The sequence below is a fragment of the Spirosoma endophyticum genome, assembly GCF_900112365.1.
Classification (GTDB): Bacteria; Bacteroidota; Bacteroidia; order Cytophagales; family Spirosomataceae; genus Spirosoma; species Spirosoma endophyticum.
In genome coordinates, this window is record NZ_FOLQ01000003.1 from 159,897 (window position 1) to 175,042 (window position 15,146).

11 protein-coding genes are annotated in these 15,146 nt (G+C 48.2%); 2 read left to right on the top strand and 9 right to left on the bottom strand.

The window, feature by feature from the left end; all coding sequences use genetic code 11:
- Window positions 1-29: 29 nt before the first annotated feature.
- Window positions 30-1,022 carry an aldo/keto reductase gene (locus BM202_RS09780; protein ID WP_093825449.1) on the bottom strand — a complete coding sequence of 331 codons (993 nt, stop codon included), beginning with the start codon at window positions 1,020-1,022 and terminating at the stop codon, window positions 30-32.
- A gap of 150 nt (window positions 1,023-1,172) precedes the next feature.
- On the opposite strand from BM202_RS09780, the gene BM202_RS09785 reads away from it, so the two are divergent.
- A complete protein-coding gene (locus tag BM202_RS09785) occupies window positions 1,173-4,193 on the top strand; it encodes a tetratricopeptide repeat protein (RefSeq protein ID WP_093825451.1) in 3,021 nt (1,006 codons plus the stop codon).
- Between the two features lie 55 nt (window positions 4,194-4,248).
- On the top strand, window positions 4,249-4,974 hold the full coding sequence (locus BM202_RS09790) for an ABC transporter ATP-binding protein (protein WP_093825452.1): 726 nt from the start codon (window positions 4,249-4,251) through the stop codon (window positions 4,972-4,974).
- A gap of 163 nt (window positions 4,975-5,137) precedes the next feature.
- On the opposite strand, the gene BM202_RS09795 is transcribed toward BM202_RS09790, so the two are convergent.
- The 8 genes from BM202_RS09795 to BM202_RS09830 form a co-directional block, all read right to left on the bottom strand.
- The gene (locus tag BM202_RS09795) at window positions 5,138-6,163 is read right to left on the bottom strand and encodes a hemin-degrading factor (RefSeq protein ID WP_093825454.1); all 1,026 of its coding nucleotides are present in this window, start codon (window positions 6,161-6,163) and stop codon (window positions 5,138-5,140) included.
- 12 nt (window positions 6,164-6,175) lie between these two features.
- A complete protein-coding gene (locus BM202_RS09800; RefSeq protein WP_093825457.1) occupies window positions 6,176-6,979 on the bottom strand; it encodes a heme ABC transporter ATP-binding protein in 804 nt (267 codons plus the stop codon).
- Between the two features lie 12 nt (window positions 6,980-6,991).
- Window positions 6,992-8,098, bottom strand: a complete 1,107-nt coding sequence (locus tag BM202_RS09805; protein WP_093825459.1) for a FecCD family ABC transporter permease — start codon at window positions 8,096-8,098, stop codon at window positions 6,992-6,994.
- Window positions 8,099-8,103: 5 nt separating this feature from the next.
- Window positions 8,104-8,979 (bottom strand): heme/hemin ABC transporter substrate-binding protein, encoded by an 876-nt coding sequence (locus BM202_RS09810; RefSeq protein ID WP_093825460.1) that lies wholly within the window; start codon window positions 8,977-8,979, stop codon window positions 8,104-8,106.
- Between the two features lie 114 nt (window positions 8,980-9,093).
- A complete protein-coding gene (locus tag BM202_RS09815; RefSeq protein ID WP_093825462.1) occupies window positions 9,094-10,485 on the bottom strand; it encodes an HmuY family protein in 1,392 nt (463 codons plus the stop codon).
- Between the two features lie 49 nt (window positions 10,486-10,534).
- Window positions 10,535-12,832, bottom strand: a complete 2,298-nt coding sequence (locus BM202_RS09820) for a TonB-dependent receptor (RefSeq protein WP_245776605.1) — start codon at window positions 12,830-12,832, stop codon at window positions 10,535-10,537.
- A gap of 354 nt (window positions 12,833-13,186) precedes the next feature.
- On the bottom strand, window positions 13,187-14,365 hold the full coding sequence (locus tag BM202_RS09825) for a Gfo/Idh/MocA family protein (RefSeq protein ID WP_093825464.1): 1,179 nt from the start codon (window positions 14,363-14,365) through the stop codon (window positions 13,187-13,189).
- 132 nt (window positions 14,366-14,497) lie between these two features.
- Complete coding sequence (locus tag BM202_RS09830; protein ID WP_093826246.1) at window positions 14,498-14,983, bottom strand: GyrI-like domain-containing protein; 486 nt, start codon at window positions 14,981-14,983, stop codon at window positions 14,498-14,500.
- Window positions 14,984-15,146: the final 163 nt, after the last annotated feature.

Below are 15,146 nucleotides of genomic sequence, written 5' to 3' on the forward strand. Positions count from 1 at the left end.
TATTACTAAGCCAATAACCAGACTAAATATTAAACCAGCTCCAGGGCTTGTAGATTATAATTTATAAATTCCAATTCATCGCTGGAAAGGGTAAGGTTAATCGCCTGCGCATTTTGAATGGCCTGCTCTGCATTGCGGGCACCTACCAGCGCGGCTGTGATACCCGGCTGCTCAATCGTCCAGCGGATCACTAATTGACTGAGGCTGGCTTTCTTCTCATCGGCCAACGGCTTTAGTTTGTCCAGAAACTCGTCAGTCTGTACGATATTTTGCTCTTTAAAGAAACGATACCCAGCCCGATGATCGCCCTCGGCAAATTGATGGCCGGGTTTAATTTTGCCCGTGAGCAGACCACGTTCCATTGGACTGTAGGCCAGGATGCCCTTTTTATGGGCGAGGCAATACGGTACCAGCGTTTCATTGATGCTTTGATTGAGCATACTGAATGGCACCTGATTGGCCACCAATGACAAAACCGTTTCGGCTTGCTGCATCTGTTCCACTGTATAGTTGCTAACACCCGCCTGCCGTACTTTCCCCTGTTCGATTAGCCGAAGAACAGCCTCCATGCTCTCTTCGATGGGTGTGGTTTTATCGGGCCAGTGCATTTGGTAGAGATCGATGTAGTCGGTGCCGAGCCGTTTCAGGCTGTCTTCGCATTCTTTAATAATGCTGTCTTTGCCGGAGTACTTATAAACATCGATCGGATGCCCCGCGTTGTCCTGACTTTTGAAGCCAAAATCGCCTTTCGCTACGTCCCACCGCATGCCGTATTTCGTTAGAATCTGGACTTTATCACGGGGTATATTTTTGATGGCTTCCCCCACAATTTCTTCACTGGTGCCCTGCCCGTAAATAGGTGCCGTGTCGATGGAGGTTACGCCCAAATCGTAGGAAGCCTTGATCGCATTAACGGCATCACTACGTTCAGTACCGCCCCACATCCAGCCCCCAGCCGCCCAGGCACCAAACGTGATTGCAGAAATGTATAAATCAGAATTGCCTACCTGCCTATAATCCATGTGTTTCTGTTATAAGATGAAATCCGTTATTAAAGTGTAACGAACGTTTTTTTGTTCGTTGGAACGTACCGGTAGCTCACCAACCTGGGCGTCCCATAACGACGATCCCGGCGGAAGGCACTAACCGGCTATTCACTACGTTTTTGTTTCATGTCATCTTTGTTTTTCTGGTCAACGTGGAGCCGACCCTACCGGCTTACCTATTTAGCTAGCGCTAGTGCCCTCATCATCAGTTTGATTCTCTTCGTTGTTGCCTGGGCGAAGGGCCTGGACAATGTTGTCCATTGGGACGTATTAAGTGAATTGAACGAGCTGCCTGTTACGTTTCATACCTTCTCCGATGGCCTGCTCGATTATGCTGTGAATGGTAAAGCCTACGCCGTTTCCGAACAATTTGTCGCTGGAGCTATGCAGGTGAAGCCTGGTATTGCAACAGCTTTTGTAATGGGTATAGGTATTGCGTTTGTGCTGTTATTGAGTGCCATTACGCGCGCGAGTCGGCTTCGTTATTTAATCAGTATGGGCTTCCTGATTCTGGGAATGGCCTTTTTTCGGTGGGAAATGCTCGAAATTCCCGGTTTTGGTGGTAACTATCTTTTCCTGCTGCTCGCGTTCGTATTCGGCTCCGTTAGTTATTATTTCCACGCCTTTCGATCTGATTATCTGATTGCGGTTCGGCTAGGCGTCTTTTCCCTGCTGACAATCGCCGTTTCCGTTGTTCTGGGATTGTTGTCACCCGTATCGTTTCCAGCGCTTACACTTGTGAGTTACGGCATGCCTGTTCTGATCGTTATTGGTATTGGCTTTATCTTTTTTATCGCGACCGAAATTATCGCGAGTCTGGTTTGGCTTACATCGGTGGGCCGGGCGGAGGAGAACAACACGCAGGTAAGCCAGCGACGTACGTTGGGTATCAATAATTTTTTGTTCGTCAGCTTCCTGTATTTGGTTAACCTGGTTCTTATCTGGCTTAAAAACACAAAATACATTGATTGGGATGTACTGGCAATCAGCCCGTTTATTTTATACCTGACGTCGGTTTTGCTGGGTATTTGGGGATTCCACCGACTAATCCAGCAACAGGACGTTTTCTCGTTCCGCGACTCAGGCGCCTATTTATATGCAGGACTGGCGTTGCTCACGACGCTCACAATCGCCTACGCGTTCGCTACAGCCAACGACCCGCTGGTAGAGATGTTCGAAGACGTAATCGTGTACACGCACTTAGCGATGGGATTGGTTTTCGTGGCCTACGTAGTGATTAATTTCTACCCCATTTACCAGCAGAATCTGCCCGTCTACCGAATTCTTTACAAACCGAAGCGGCTCGAATTGAGCTTGTTCCGGATTGTGGGCGTAGTGGGTGTAGCTGTTTTGCTGTCGTCGGGTGGACTTATTACGTTCCGACAGGGGATGGCAGGTCATTTTAACGGATTAGGCGATTTATATACTGCCAGCAACGAACCCGCTTCGGCGAATGCATTTTATCAACTAGCGCTGGAACAGGAGTTTCAGAATCATAAATCCAATTATTCATTGGCTTCGCTGGCACTGGCACAAAACAACCAGACGGCAGCGGCTTTTTATTTTAAACAGGCTTTATTAAAACAGCCTAATCCGCAGGATTATGCTGGGTTAAGCCAGACGTACCTGCAAACAGATTTGTTTTTTGAAGCTGTTAAAGCGCTGCAACGTGGTATTCGGGAATTTCCGAAAAGTGGTGAGTTACAGAATAATCTGGGTTATCTGTACGCCCGGACAAGCGTGGCCGACTCGGCCTATTTTTACCTGAAATCTGCTACGTCCTACGCCGATCAGACTGGTGTTCCAGAGTCGAATTTGTTGGCGTTTTATGCGCGTAACCCAAAACTTTTGGCAGCTGATTCGACCTTGGCGAAAAGTGCCACTGAGTCATCGTACGAATCGTATCAGGCAAATGCCCTGGCACTGCGTCTGGTTGCTCAATCGGACAAAAGCCAGCCTAATCAACCTACCTGGCTGACAAGCGAGTCGGCCAATGAGGGGTTAAGCGTCGGTCGATTTGCGAGTTTGTACAATTATTCGCTAGCCAATCAACGGGCTGACACTAAGTTATCTGGAACACTAAAACGACTTTCAGAAAAGCCCGTTAATCAGGACTTTACGGATGATTTACTACTGGCTCGAGCCGTCGCAGAATACAATCGGCATCAGCTGGGGGATGCCTTCGGCCTAATGAGTCAACTGGCCGAAGGTGATCAGCAAAACGGGTCTGTCTACCGATCCATTACTGGTTTGTGGCTGTTGGAGCAGGGCTTGTATCGTCGGGCAGCCGAAACGTTTGGCTATAATTCGGACACTACGTCGATCTATTACCGGGCAGTGGCCTTAACCAAAGCCAACGATCCTGTGGTAGCGCAATCGTTGTGGGAAACCGCGGCCAAAAATGACCCGGCGGTGGCAGCTTTGAAACAGATGTATTACCAGGAGCGCCAACCACAGACGGATCTTGAAAAGGCGTTTTATGCTACGTATCGAATGGATGATCCTAACCGGGGTGCTTATTGGGAAACCATCCAGGACCCTAGTTTGAAAACAGTTTCGGGGGTTGCATTAATCAACGATTACCTCGATCAGTTGCAGTGGCGTAATGCGCAGTTAATTCTGTCGGGACTGCCTGATTCCAAGCAACTAAGCCCCGTCGCGACGTCAGCAAGGAACGTAGCGGCTGTTCGTTTGTCGGCCTTTCGGCGGAGTGTTGGCTCGGCGGAAACAATGGCTAAAACGTCTATTCTGCCACAGTATCAGGCCGAGCGCGACTATTGGTTGGGACAGACTTACGAACGAACGCGCCGGATAGGACAGGCTCAGCAAGCTTATAGGCGGGCTTTACAACTGGCTCCTTTAAACGCCAAAATCGCTTCGGCAACGGCCCAGCTTGAGCGGCAGCAGAAACAAACGAAGAAAGCTTATGATCTTGTGTTAACCGCTTTGCCTTTTAATGAAGACAACGCCGAATTGCTCAAAACCTACGTCATGCTGTGTCTGGACTTAAGCCTGCCCGATTACGCCGAAAGTGGGTTAGTTAAGTTACAGGCTGCAACAACACCTGCCGATTATCAGGCATTTAGGCTTGCTTATCAGGAAAAATTGGCGTCAATCGAAAACAGTCGGCAAAAATTCCTGCAATAAAGTATTTTTGTTCGTAAGCCCGATTTCGCCTTACAGTCACCTAATTTCATCCAGCATGAATATTATTGAAACCCGCAACATTGCCAAGCGCTACGTAATGGGCACCGAAGTCGTTGAAGCGCTTAAGTCCATTACGATCAGTATTCAAAAGGGCGAATATGTTGCGTTTATGGGGCCGTCGGGTTCGGGAAAATCTACGCTGATGAATATTGTCGGTTGTCTGGATTCGCCGACGTCGGGGCAGTATATTCTCAATAGCCAGGACGTGAGCGGAATGGGCGAAAACGCGTTGGCTGAAGTGCGCAACAAGGAAATCGGATTCGTGTTTCAAACCTTTAATCTGCTCCCTCGCCAGACCTCGCTTGAGAACGTAGCGTTACCACTCATCTACGCGGGTTATAACAAAGCTGACCGTACTGAGAAAGCGATGATGGCCCTCAAAAATGTTGGACTGGAAAATCGGGCCGGTCACCGACCTAACGAACTATCCGGCGGCCAGCGCCAACGCGTTGCCGTAGCAAGAGCTTTGGTCAACGACCCCAGCATCCTGCTGGCCGATGAACCAACGGGGAACCTCGATACGAAAACTTCCTACGAAATCATGGACCTCTTCGACCAGATTCATAGCAAGGGCAACACCGTGATCATGGTAACGCACGAAGAAGATATTGCCGAATATGCGCACCGTATTGTTCGTCTGCGCGACGGACTCGTTGAAACCGACCGTGTTAATGAACATATTCGGAAAGCCAACGTATTGATGCAGTCGTTGGGTGCGTAATTTTTTTTGCATGGGCGCAGGTTTGGCTTATGTCCGTTGAAGCCGCTTACGCTACGAAAAATAGGATATCAGCCTTAACTATAACGCTAATGCCAGCAAAGGCGTCCATTTACAAAACGGACGCCTTTGCTGGAAAGATAAATTAGGAATAGTCGAGGTAGCTTTAGGCTGCCGCCACGTCATTGACGATCTCCTGCCATTCTTTCAATTCAGGAACGCCCGGCTTACGTTTTCCGAAAATCAGCGCGATACTATTGCCTTCTTTGTCGAAGAGATCGAGTCCTGTTACCACGCCGTCTTTTGTTGGTTTACGCGTTACCCAAATCGTATTGATCTGATCTTCGCGCAGGTGCATGTTGAATTCAGGGTCTAGTACGTTATACCACGGCCCCATTTCAACCAGTTTTTTTACTGGACCAGAGTGAATTTGAATGCAGCCCGCGTTCGAGGCAAAAACCATGATAGGGACTTCCCGCTCAGCCGCCGTGACGAATACTTTTTTGAATTGCTCGACCGAAATTAGCTGCGCATGTCCTTCGGGAGCAAAGCGCAGTCCCTGTTCACGACCCAATTTATATTTGCGCAGAAGACCGAAAAACTCATGCGTGTCCTCCATCGCTAGCCAGGCATCTTTAAAGCCCTGCGCATCAATCTCTTCGTCGGGCGTATCAGGCGCTTTTTCTGGATAAGGCACCGTAATGAGCGTTGTTGACTGATCAACAGCCTGGTATTTTTCAACGATGGCTTCGTAGGCACGTTCCTCAGACTTATCGGTCAAGTAAATTTTGTGCACTGCCGATCCATCCAAGTCAAAAAACTGGAGGCTTTTGCGACCGCTTTCACTCACAGCAAAGCCAAAATGCCAGCGCGACATGAACAAACGCAGGTCGATATCGGGTCCTACGACAAGACCCACATGCCCGTTGAACGATACGTTCTCATAAATCCCTTTCCGTTCATGGACAATGTTATCGTTCCGGGTCAAGGCCATCACATAGCCCAGCGTCGGCACTTCTTTAAGGATCTCCTGAAAGTCACCTTCCAGTTTCACCACTGTTTCGCCAACTTGAGTGGCCAGCAAGTCGGCTTCGCTCACGCCCAGTTTTTGAGCAGCATCGCGTATTCTGGCTTTTGGATTTTCTTCTTTGAACGCAGCCCAACGTTCCCGGAGGCTATCTGTTGTGATCATGGGATTGATGTTTTAATTAATTTCTTGATTAGTAGCAAGTTGACTGGATTGAGGTATGACTAACGGACAGTCCATTTCGGGATGCTCGATGAGCCAGACGTTCAGATTAAAGACACGATGAATCGTTTCGGCGGTGATGACGTCCCGAGGTTTGCCCATCGCTTCGACCCTGCCCGAACGTAGCATAACGATCTGATCGGCGTATTGAGCGGCCAGGTTCAGATCATGTAGGATAATGACAACGCAAAACCCCTTATTAGTGAACTCACGGGCGAGTTCGAGCATCTGGTGTTGATGCAGCAGGTCGAGGCCGGTAGTCGGTTCATCTAAAAATAGAATGCCCTGATGTACATCCCAAATTTGCGCCAATACGCGGGCGAGTTGTACCCGTTGCTGCTCACCACCGGAGAGGGTCGTAAAAACTCGCGCGGCAAAATCCCACATACCTACTTTTTTGAGAGCCATTTCGGCCACAACGTAGTCGTGTTCAGACGCTTGAAATTCAAAGTGCGGATATCGGCCCATTAAGACCAACTCACTGACTAAGAAAGGGAAAACGACGGAATTCTGCTGGGGTAAAACAGCTCGAAAAAGCGACAACTGCTGATCGGAATATGCATCAATACGTTGATTGAGAAGCAGAATCTGTCCTTCCGATGACGTAATCTCTCGGGTACATAGCTTGAGAAGCGTTGACTTCCCCGCCCCATTGGCCCCAACAATCGCCAGCAACTCACCCGGTTTTGCCTGAAACGAAACGTTGTTGAGTAATTGACGATTGCGTATACGATACGATAGGTTCTTGACTTCCAGCATTCTAGTTCACTTTTAACTGATCGACTGACGTCGCTGTTTGAATAAAATCCACAGAAAAACGGGTGTACCTAATAAAGCAGTCAGGATGCCAATGGGCAACTCGGCCGGAGCAACCAGCGTTCGGGCCAGTGAATCGGCAAGTGTAAGCACGATAGCTCCACCCAGGGCTGAGCCAACTAGTACGCGCCGGTGGTCGGAACCCGCTCCCATACGTATCAGATGCGGAATGACCAGCCCGACAAAACCAATGATACCAGCAACGGCAACGGACGTACCAACCGCCATTGTTGAAAAGATAATGACTTGCCGTTTTATGCTTTTTAAGTTGATACCCAGCATGCTTGCCTGACTCTCGCCGAGCGCAAGCAGGTTTAATGATTTAGCTAAGCGGGGAATACCAAATAAGGCGATAACCGTGAAGGGGAGAATACCCAAAACAGAGGTCCAACTGGCGCCACCTAAACTGCCCAGGCTCCAGAATGTAATGTTGCGAAGCTGCTCATCCGTAGCCAGATACGTCATAATCCCGGTTAGAGCCCCCGACAAGGCGTTGATGGCGATCCCGGTCAGAAGCATAGTCGTAACGAGCGACTTGCCCGCCATTCGTGAAATGCGATATACCAAGAAAGCAGTCAGACTGGCACCGATAAAGGAAACCACCGACAGCGCATACATACCCAGAATACCCGTGAGTGTTGTAAAGAAACTGACTTCGAGCACAATCATGGTTACGGCGGCTAAAGAAGCACCCGCCGAAATGCCAATCAGGCCCGGATCGGCGAGTGGATTCCGAAAAAGCCCTTGAATAGCCGCTCCCGAAATCGCTAATCCTGATCCAACCAATACGGCCAGGCAAACCCTTGGTAACCGAATCGCCAAAAGAATGGCCATTTTTGACTCATCGACGGTCGTTGCATAGCCAAATGCTTTGCCGATAATTAGCCAGATTTCGTAGGGCGTGATACGTACCGCGCCGATGCCAACCGAAAGAACAACCGTTGCCAAAAGCCCAATGACCAGCGAAGGCATCAGCCACGGATTAATTGTGGTTCTGAGGACGGACTTTTTCGTCGATGGCTTTTTCGTAAGCGGGCTGATTGTTGCGGTGGTCGAATCCATACGTACTACGCTTTAGGTTTCTGACTGATTTTTTGGGATAACTCCTGTAACGCTTTTCCCAGACGAGGGGAGAAGCCACTTAACAGATGCCCATCCATCACAATAACGCGGCTATTTTTACCGGCATTGGTTTGCGCAATGCCCTGCACGGCCAATAAACCAGCCGTACCGCCTAAACTTTCCAAACCGCTATCGAACAGCAAAATGACGTCGGGATTGGCCGTCACGAGGGCTTCGGCGGTGAGGGGTTTGTAGTTTTCGAAATCGGGCGTAGCATTGACGCCACCGGCTAGTTCGATCATTTTCTCGATGGGCGTTCCCCGGCCCGATACCATCATGGTTCCCGTGCCCCGTGCATAAATGAACAACACTTTGGGACTATTGGGTGCTTTCTTAACCTGCGCTAAATCCGACTCCAGTTTCTTGATGAGGGGCTTGGCTCGAGAGCCAACCTGGCAGGTTGTGGCAATATCCTGAATGAGTTTTTTCGTCCCGGCAACACTGAACTCCTGCTGGAACGTAATGACTTTGATTCCCGCCGATTTGATCTGTTCGATCACTTCCGATTTCGTGCCTGCATTCGTTGAGGTCAGTACCAGCGTTGGCTTCAGCGAAATAACACCTTCGGCCGAGATGCTCCGGTTGTGCCCAACTTTCGGGAGTTTTTTCAGGGTTTCGGGATACGTACTGGTTACATCGACGCCGATAATGAGTGATTGTAATCCCAAATCGCAAAGGATTTCGCTGACAGTTCCGTCTAACGAAACAATACGTATGGGTTCGTCCTGAGCTGGCCTGGCAGCAAGTGCATAGCTGCTCCCCATGAGGAACACCACCAGGAGGCAGGCGAACCAGGTGGCTGAAAATGAATGCTTGGTCATAATGATCTTAGGGTTGTTTTGTAAGGCTAGTAGGCTTTGCGGGAAAAGTGCCTTGCCATGAAGCAGATGCTACAGGCAAGACACTCTTGCAGTTAAGGGTAAGGTTGAAAATAACTAGACGGCCGCTTTCTTGACCAGCTTGAACTCGATTTTTGGTTTGCCACGCTCACCCCCATCTTGTGAGGTGAAGCTGACAAATTTGAGTTTGTAAATGTTTCCAGTAGCATCTTTCACTACGTAGAAGCGGTCGGTTTTCACGCCTACAGTACCCGTCGTTGCCCGCCAGTTAGAGCCAATAACCATCCTGTCATTTTTAAAGGTGGTGGTGGCAATGTTGCTTTCGGCATAAGCGTCATAGGTAACCGCACTTGTAAGTAATTCGGCTGCTGTTACACCACCCAGCGTATTGATAAATACTTGATCCGCAAAGTAATAGGGGATGTCGTTGGTGCCGTCGCTGGTTTTGTTCATGCCACCCGTCCACTCAATATCCCAGCGTGCTTTGGCTGGCTCTACGTTAATTGTAGCACCCGTATCAAATGAAACGAATTGGAAATTATAGGTAGCGTCTTTAGTGATCGAAACGGTTTTGAAAGTCGTTTCTTTGATACCGGCGTATTGGAGTGTATAGCCTGTTGTTCCGTTACGTAACACTCTGACTTTCATCCAGGCCCGTGCGGCAACACCGCCACCCGTACCGCGGTTAATAATAAACACTTTATTGTCGGCATCCGTAGCGGAGATACTTGGAATGACCGTTTTTGTAAGGTCGCCTGATACGTCGTCAATTAGTTTTAAACCGGCAGGATCAAAATTGCTCACGTTAAGGACTAGACCAACTGTATCGGCAGCGGTTACCTGTGTTAAATCGTTCTTGGTCAGGGCAATAGCGGCTGCCCCTGTCGTATTATTTAAAATTACGCGGAAATCGGTGCCCGAGTAAAAACCCAGGTCCCAAGCAGCCCGCTTTACAGCTATGGCCTCATTGTTACTCAAATCCGCAAATACCGAATTGATTGCACTTGAACCCCCCGTGCCTCCATCTAGCGTCAGGGCCGTTCCATCAGAAACGATTGAGGTGAATTTAACGGTAAGTTGTTTGGTCGTTCCAAGGATCACCGGACTCGCTGCCGACGTGATCGTAAAGCCCACGGTTTCGCTGCCGTTCAGAAAGAGATTATCGGCTTTGGTCAGCTTAAATGAAACTTCACTGCTAGCTGCCGGAATGGTCAAATTCAGAAGGTTACCCGTGGCTGCGGGTGTGGTAGTGAATTGAGTTCCGTAAGCAATGCCAGTGGGGGTTACCTGAACGACGACCGGTACGGCTACATCGGTGGCTCGCGTCAATTTAAGTTTAATCGTAACCTCTTTCGTGGCCGCATCAGCACCTTGTTCAGCACTTTCAAACTGTACTAAATTGTCGGGTAGTGGGGGATCGCTTTCCTTACAGGCACTAAACACGCTAACGAACGCCAGAACGAAGAATAATGAGAAAATACGTTTCATGATTGGGGGAGTTTTATAGACTTAAGTGATGGTAGTTGAGTGCGTATTATCAGTTTTTATACCATTGGAAACTGAGACCCAGAAAATAAGAACGACCATAGCTAACGGGCGCTGGACCGCTCGAACTGTGCGCACCGCCCGTGTCGGTCGACGAATTGGCCAGGCGGGTGATGTTGAATAGATTTTTAATGCCGGTGGTAAGTGTCAGATACTTAGCAATCGGTTTGGTGAGTGTTAAGTCGGCCCAATGAAAGGCCGCTATTTCGGTTAACGTAGCCGATACGTTGCCGTCGGTGGTTGCTGTTGCCAGATAACTGGGGCGTTTGCCAGAATATTTATAGAAGAAACTAACTTTGGTATCGATTTTTCTTAGCGTATAGGTCAGGTTCGTGTTGACTTCTGGCGACCACATGAACGACGGTGGCATACCACCTACGTAGTTGATTGTATCGGTTTGGGTCAGTAGGTTGTTGTATCGGCCGATGTACGAGAATCCAACTGTTGCTTGTAAATCTTTCCAGGAAAAAACGTTTTCCAACGTAATACCCGTCGTTTTGAATTTGTCGATGTTGATATTCATCGAAACTCTGGGGTCACTGGGGTCAATTCCGTAGCTAATCAGGTTGTTGAAAACGTTGTAGAAAGCCCCGAGCGTCGATTTGAATTTAGGGCTTGCCTGCCATGCCAGCGATCCATTGAAACTGTTCGAGTTTTCGGCTTTCAGATTAGGATTCCCACGAATGGAGTGACTGGCGTCGAAGAAGTTGAAATACAGTTCACGTAGTGCGGGTGACCGGAAACCACGAGCGTAGGCTAATCGCAAGTCCAGATTATTAGCGAGCGCGAACTTGGTGTTAAGGGAAGGAATAACTGGTGGTGCGTCGTAGACCGAGTTTTTGATGAATCGCAAACCCGGACGAATGCTAACGCGAGCGGTTGGATTCAGTGTCGATGAGACGAAAAAGGCGTAATCGTTGATGGTAGGCGAACCCAGAATACGGGCACCGGAAGAAGCATCCAGATTAATGTCGATACCAGGCTGTACCGAAACGGCCGATGATACTTTATAGGAGGCAGTTGCGCGATACGTCTGGCTGGTGAATTTTGATATATCCTGCTCGCCTTGTCCCAGCGAAAGAGTACGTAGGCCAGTGGTTAAATCCAGAATTGTCGTTTGTGTCCGACGCTGATAATCGGTGTATGACGCTTGCCCATTGAGTTGAAGGCGATCACTTAGTTTCCAGTCTCCCTGTAGCTGATGAACGTACCGGTGCGTAATGTATTTCTGATCGCTGGCCTGGTGCGTATTTACATTTTCGGCTCCCTGGCTTAGCAGGGTTTCTTTCAGCGCGTCCAGCCGATAATAAATGTTTACGTTTTCTGTTCGGTACCCGACTTTACCATGTCCGAATAGCTGATCTTTCGGTAACCAGTCTTTCGCGCGACCTTCAGACAAACCCTGCCAACCACCGAACGTATTGTTGGTTACGCCAGTCGATATGTTCCAGCCTTTCTTTTGCCATGTAACACCCACATTCTGAAGGTGTACGCCCTGACTGTTCAGCAGTTTATATTCTTTATTCGCGGTTTCCTCCTGAACTCGTGCAGTGACGCCGAGACGCTCATTACCTGGCTTCCTGGTGATGATATTGATAACGCCCGCCAGTGCATCCGAGCCATACGAAACCGACATAGGACCTTCCACAATCTCAATACGTTCGATACTGTTAACGTCGATCTGGTTCAGGCTTTCCCGCGTATCCCCCCGGTCAACCATTGGGAGACCGTCCAGCAGAATTTTTACGTTACGTCCTGACATACCCATGAGCTGAACATCGGTTGTGCCCAGTGTATTGTCATTTGAAAAGCGGAACCCTAGTTCATTGTTCAATACACCGATTACGTTGACGGCACCGCGTAGGCGTATACGTTCACTGTCGATGACGCGCACATTATAAACCGATTTCCTGAGTGATTGCGGTTCGTATTGACCCGTTACCACTACTTCGTTTAATTGGTTTTTGGATGGGTTTAGACGAGTAGTAAAGGATGTATTTTTATTGTTTCCTATGCGGATGGATTGGCTAACGGATTCATAACCAATCATTGAAATGTGTAATTCGTGCTTTCCTTCGGCCAGCTTATCGAGCAGAAAGTTGCCAGCCTTATTAGTTGTTGTGCCTACTTCCGTGCCTTTCACACGTACCGTTGCAAAGGGGGCAGGTGAGCCATCCGATAAAAAAATCGTCCCCTGAACACTGCCGTTTAGTTGCTGTGCCGACAGATTATGCATGGACAGGAACGCGAATAAACCAAACAGAAGCAAGGGAGTAATTTTATTATTCATTGGAATCAGCGTTACGGATTTCTTCGAAGTTGTCAGAAGTGAGAATCTTCACTGTATTTATTATTATTGAGACTAATTTTAAATAGTACGCAAAAGTAAAGTAGTATTCGGCAAAATCAAGCCTTGCTTAGACTATTTCTAAATAAAAAGTGCTTTATGCCTTAAAAATTGGCGAAGAGTGAACCTGTTTTCTACAAGGCCAAAGCGAACAATCGACTACTGAAGCGGGAACGTTTACGCTGAGAGGCTACATCTGTTAGCATTTGGTAACGTAGCATTCAGTATGTACCATAAAAAATCGGCAGCCGGTCAGGAATATTCCTGACCGGCTGCCGATTCTGTTTAATCTAATTTCTAGGCTTTTAAATTAATTTTCTTCCCTGTTTCAGCGGCTTGATAAATTGCCTGTAACAGTCGTGTGTCACGTAGGCCTTCTTCGCCGGTTATATGGTCGGGTAATTTTTTGCCATCGAGTAAGTCTTTGCATACGCCATCCATGTGGGCAGCCTGGTGGTTCACGACTGGCATCTCGATGGGACCTTTGCTGGTACGGCCTTTTAACGGACCATACCCGAAAGCAGGGGATAATTCAAACCAGCCTTTTTCGCAGGAAGCGTAGAGTCGTTCAACGCCCGATATATAACTAGTCGTCGAATTGGAAACCGCACCGCTCGGAAATTCAAACTGCCAGAACATCGTCTCCTCGACATCCTTAAATTTTACGGGGTCAGTTTTAGGGCCGAATTGTGCAGTCACCGAAATAGGTTCCTCGCCGGTTACGTAGCGGGCTCCCTGTACGGCGTATATGCCTACGTCCATGAGCGGACCACCACCAGCCATACTTTTCTTCAAACGCCACTGATTTGGATCGCCACTCCGAAAGCCATCACTACTTTCAACAAACTTAACCGCTCCGAAAACTTTTTCCCGACCCAACCGCATAACTTCCTGTGTGAATGGTTCATAATGGAGTCGGTAGCCAATGGCTAACTGCTTATTTGCTTTTTTGCAGGCATCGATCATATTCTGGCAGGCCTTGGGCGTAATCGCCATGGGTTTCTCGCAAATGACATGTTTCCCTGCTTGAGCTGCCCGAACAACATATTCCTCGTGCATCGAGTTAGGCAACACAACATAGACTACGTCAATGTCTTTATTATCGGCAATGCGGTCGAAGGTTTTATAATCGTAGACGTTTTCCTTCGGGATGTTATATTTCTTCATCCACTCGTCTGCCTTCGATGGTGTACCCGTCACAATTCCCGCCAATCGGCAGTTTTGCGTTTGTTGTAGAGCAGGAGCGAGGAGATTTGCGCTGTAATACCCCAATCCTACCAACGCAATTCCTAGTTTCTTACCGGGTTGGAACAAATTTGAGCCATCGGGCTCGGTAAACAAAGATTGAATACGTTCGTACTCGCTCTGGTACGAAAGATTGTCGGCATGACCGAGAAGCGGCAGAGACAAGGCTGATGCGCCCATGCCAAGGCTTCGCAAAAAAGTACGTCGGGAATTGAGTTCGTGGTTTTTCATGAATAGCCGGTTGTTGACACTCGGTAAAGCTCGACTGAAATGCGATACGTACCATAGCCCATAAAAAAGTACCGAAGCTGGTTTTTCTACCACTCTTCGGTACTACTGTTGTTCACTATTCAGGAAACAAGCTTAAATAATGGCTATTTGAATCTCAGTTACGCAATTCGCCATATTTTCAAAATCAACTTTACTATAAACCTCACGAATGCGGCCGTCACTCTGATAACCATCCCGATAGAGTTGAGCAAAAAGCACAGTATATAGTTCGCCCAAGTCGCTCCACGGTCCGGTGTAGTTGTAGGATACACACCGAAATGACGGAAAGACCTGATAGGTAAATTGGGCAGATGGCCTATCTGGTTGGTTAATAGGCAGGGCAATCTCCAGTTGGAATTCATTTGTTTCGTCGCCATTAACACCCGTATAAACCCACTGTATAGGTCCCGTTACGTCCAAATTTAGCCGGGCAGCTTCATAGTGAAGATTTTCCGCTACGCCACCAACATGCTGTGAGAGCGTCAGCAACGTAGCACACGTAGTGAAGGTGAGCGCTGTAAAGGCTGGTATTTCCGTTACTTGTAAAGCATTTTCAAGAATTGACAGTTGCGTTGTCATGATTTGTGTTGGGTTTTGTAAATGACCGTAACAAAAATCGGTTGGCATAGTGACAGCGGTATGTCAATAGGGATTGGTAAAAACCAATGTAATTAAAAAGGCCGCTTTCCTCATTGGAAAACGGCCTATATTGAGGCTTATAAGGTTACAGGCCGGCTTCTAA

What these genes read in the sequence shown, in the direction of transcription:
- BM202_RS09780 (WP_093825449.1), bottom strand. Translation starts at nt 1,022, where the DNA reads ATGGATTATAGGCAGGTAGGCAATTCTGATTTATACATTTCTGCAATC.
- BM202_RS09785 (WP_093825451.1), top strand. Translation starts at nt 1,173, where the DNA reads ATGTCATCTTTGTTTTTCTGGTCAACGTGGAGCCGACCCTACCGGCTT.
- BM202_RS09790 (WP_093825452.1), top strand. Translation starts at nt 4,249, where the DNA reads ATGAATATTATTGAAACCCGCAACATTGCCAAGCGCTACGTAATGGGC.
- BM202_RS09795 (WP_093825454.1), bottom strand. Translation starts at nt 6,163, where the DNA reads ATGATCACAACAGATAGCCTCCGGGAACGTTGGGCTGCGTTCAAAGAA.
- BM202_RS09800 (WP_093825457.1), bottom strand. Translation starts at nt 6,979, where the DNA reads ATGCTGGAAGTCAAGAACCTATCGTATCGTATACGCAATCGTCAATTA.
- BM202_RS09805 (WP_093825459.1), bottom strand. Translation starts at nt 8,098, where the DNA reads ATGGATTCGACCACCGCAACAATCAGCCCGCTTACGAAAAAGCCATCG.
- BM202_RS09810 (WP_093825460.1), bottom strand. Translation starts at nt 8,979, where the DNA reads ATGACCAAGCATTCATTTTCAGCCACCTGGTTCGCCTGCCTCCTGGTG.
- BM202_RS09815 (WP_093825462.1), bottom strand. Translation starts at nt 10,485, where the DNA reads ATGAAACGTATTTTCTCATTATTCTTCGTTCTGGCGTTCGTTAGCGTG.
- BM202_RS09820 (WP_245776605.1), bottom strand. Translation starts at nt 12,832, where the DNA reads ATGAATAATAAAATTACTCCCTTGCTTCTGTTTGGTTTATTCGCGTTC.
- BM202_RS09825 (WP_093825464.1), bottom strand. Translation starts at nt 14,365, where the DNA reads ATGAAAAACCACGAACTCAATTCCCGACGTACTTTTTTGCGAAGCCTT.
- BM202_RS09830 (WP_093826246.1), bottom strand. Translation starts at nt 14,983, where the DNA reads ATGACAACGCAACTGTCAATTCTTGAAAATGCTTTACAAGTAACGGAA.